The sequence below is a fragment of the Anaeromyxobacter soli genome, from assembly GCF_022808855.1.
Classification (GTDB): domain Bacteria; phylum Myxococcota; class Myxococcia; order Myxococcales; family Anaeromyxobacteraceae; genus Anaeromyxobacter; species Anaeromyxobacter soli.
In genome coordinates, this window is record NZ_JAKZLF010000073.1 from 1 (window position 1) to 1837 (window position 1837).

Below are 1837 nucleotides of genomic sequence, written 5' to 3' on the forward strand. Positions count from 1 at the left end.
CGCGCAGGTTCCCCGCCGGAGGGGCTTCGCCCCTCCCGCGCTTCGCGCGGGGCCCTCCTACGGAACCGATCGGGGGGACTGCGTCCCCCGCCCCGCCGAGCGAAGCTCCGCGCGCTCGTGCGCGCGTAACCCAGCGAATCATGACCCGCCGGTCAGGAGTCCGCCTTCTTGAGCTGCTCGGCGAGGTAGTTCTGCGCCCCGACCTGGTCGATCGCCGTGAGCTGCGTCTCGAGCCAGTCGGCGTGCTCCTCCTCGCCCTCGAGGATGTGCTCGAGGAGTTCCGCCGAGCCGTTGTCGCCCTTGTCGCGGGCCAGCGCGATGCCGCCGTTCAGGACGCCGATCGCGTCCGTCTCGAGCGCGAGGTCGAGCTGGAACATCTCCGGGACGCTCTCGCCCACGTTCACCTTGTTGTAGCGCTGCACGTTGGGGAGGCCGTCGAGGTAGAGGATGCGCGCGATGAGCGCGTCGGCGTCCTTCATCTCGTCGATGGACTCGTGCCGGAACTTCTCGTACAGCCGGTCGTACCCCCAGTTCTCGCAGATGCGCGCGTGCAGGAAGTACTGGTTCACCGCGGTGAGCTCGTTCGTGAGCACCTGGTTCAGCAGATCGATGATCGCGGGATCGGCCTTCACGTCGGTCTCCTCTCCCTGGAAGGCGCTGGCGCGCGCTCTCGAGGCGCGCCTGATATAGGAGCCGCCTGCGCATGGCGGCAATCGTCCTCCTCCTCGTCACCCTCGCCCGCCCCGCCGAGGGCGTCGTCACCGAGACGCGCCCCGCGATGGGCAGCGTCGCGAGCGTGACCCTCGCCGGAACGACGCCGGCGGCCGCCGCGCCGGCGATCGAGGCGGTGTTCGCGGTGTTCCGGCAGGTGGAGTGGTCGATGAACGAGTGGCGCGAGGGCTCGCCGCTCGCCCAGCTGAACGCCTGGGCGGGGCGCGGCTGGGTGCCGCTGCCGGGCGATCTCTGCGAGGTCCTGGCGCTCGCCAAGCACGCGGCGGTCCGCACCGGCGGCCGCTTCGATCCGACCTGGGCGGCGCTCTCGGACCTGTGGCGCTTCGACGGGAACGCGCGCGGCCCCCCGCCGGACGACGCGGTGCGGGCGCGCTGCGCGCTCGTCGATCATCGCCTGCTCGAGCTCCGCCCGCGCGGGACCGCGTGCGAGGCGCGCCTCGCCCGCCCCGGCATGCGGGTGGGGCTCGGCGGGCTCGCGAAGGGCTGGGCGATCGACGCCGCCGCGCGCGCCCTCCGCGCCCGGGGACAGCGGGACTTCCTGCTGCAGGCGGGCGGCGACCTCTACGCAGCGGGCACGCGCGGCGGACGGCCCTGGCGCGTCGGCGTGCGCGACCCGCGCGGTGGACCGCTCGACGAGCTCGCCGAGGTGGAGGTCCGCGATCGCGCGTTCTCGACGAGCGGCGACTACGAGCACGCGTACGTCGTGAACGGCCGGCGCTACCACCACCTCATCGACCCGCGCACGTGCCAGCCGGCGACCGCCTCACGGGCGGTGACGATCCTCGCGCGGCGCGCGGTGGACGCCGAGATCCTGGGGAAGTCGCTGTTCATCCTCGGCGGAGCGCCCGCCCTGCGCGAGGCCTCCCGCTGGGGAGCCGAGGCCCTGGTCGTGGACGCGGACGGCTCGGTGCTGGCGACGCGCGGCCTCCGGAGGGCCCTGCCCGCGCGCTGGCGCCCGAGCGCCGCGCCGCGTTCTCGCTAGTGTCCTGAGTCGTAAATTCGTGGACGGATGGGCGAGGGCGTGATCTACGGTCATGATGCTGACCGAGATGACGCCCGCTCCCGGTGACCCGCTGGGCCTCACGAGCGACGAACGCGAGACGCT

Annotated in this window: 2 protein-coding genes; one reads left to right on the forward strand and one right to left on the reverse strand. The window is 73.2% G+C overall.

Annotated elements, in window-relative coordinates:
* Positions 1-152: 152 nt before the first annotated feature.
* Entirely contained in the window at positions 153-632 is a 480-nt protein-coding gene (gene bfr / locus MLV88_RS23765; RefSeq protein ID WP_242356141.1) for a bacterioferritin, read from the reverse strand.
* A 71-nt stretch (positions 633-703) separates the two neighbouring features.
* Here bfr and MLV88_RS23770 point away from each other — a divergent pair, with 71 nt between their 5' ends.
* A complete protein-coding gene (locus MLV88_RS23770) occupies positions 704-1714 on the forward strand; it encodes an FAD:protein FMN transferase (RefSeq protein WP_242340510.1) in 1011 nt (336 codons plus the stop codon).
* The last annotated feature ends 123 nt before the right edge of the window (positions 1715-1837 follow it).

Coding starts and splice junctions, on each gene's coding strand:
- MLV88_RS23770 (WP_242340510.1), top strand. CDS start 704: ATGGCGGCAATCGTCCTCCTCCTCGTCACCCTCGCCCGCCCCGCCGAG.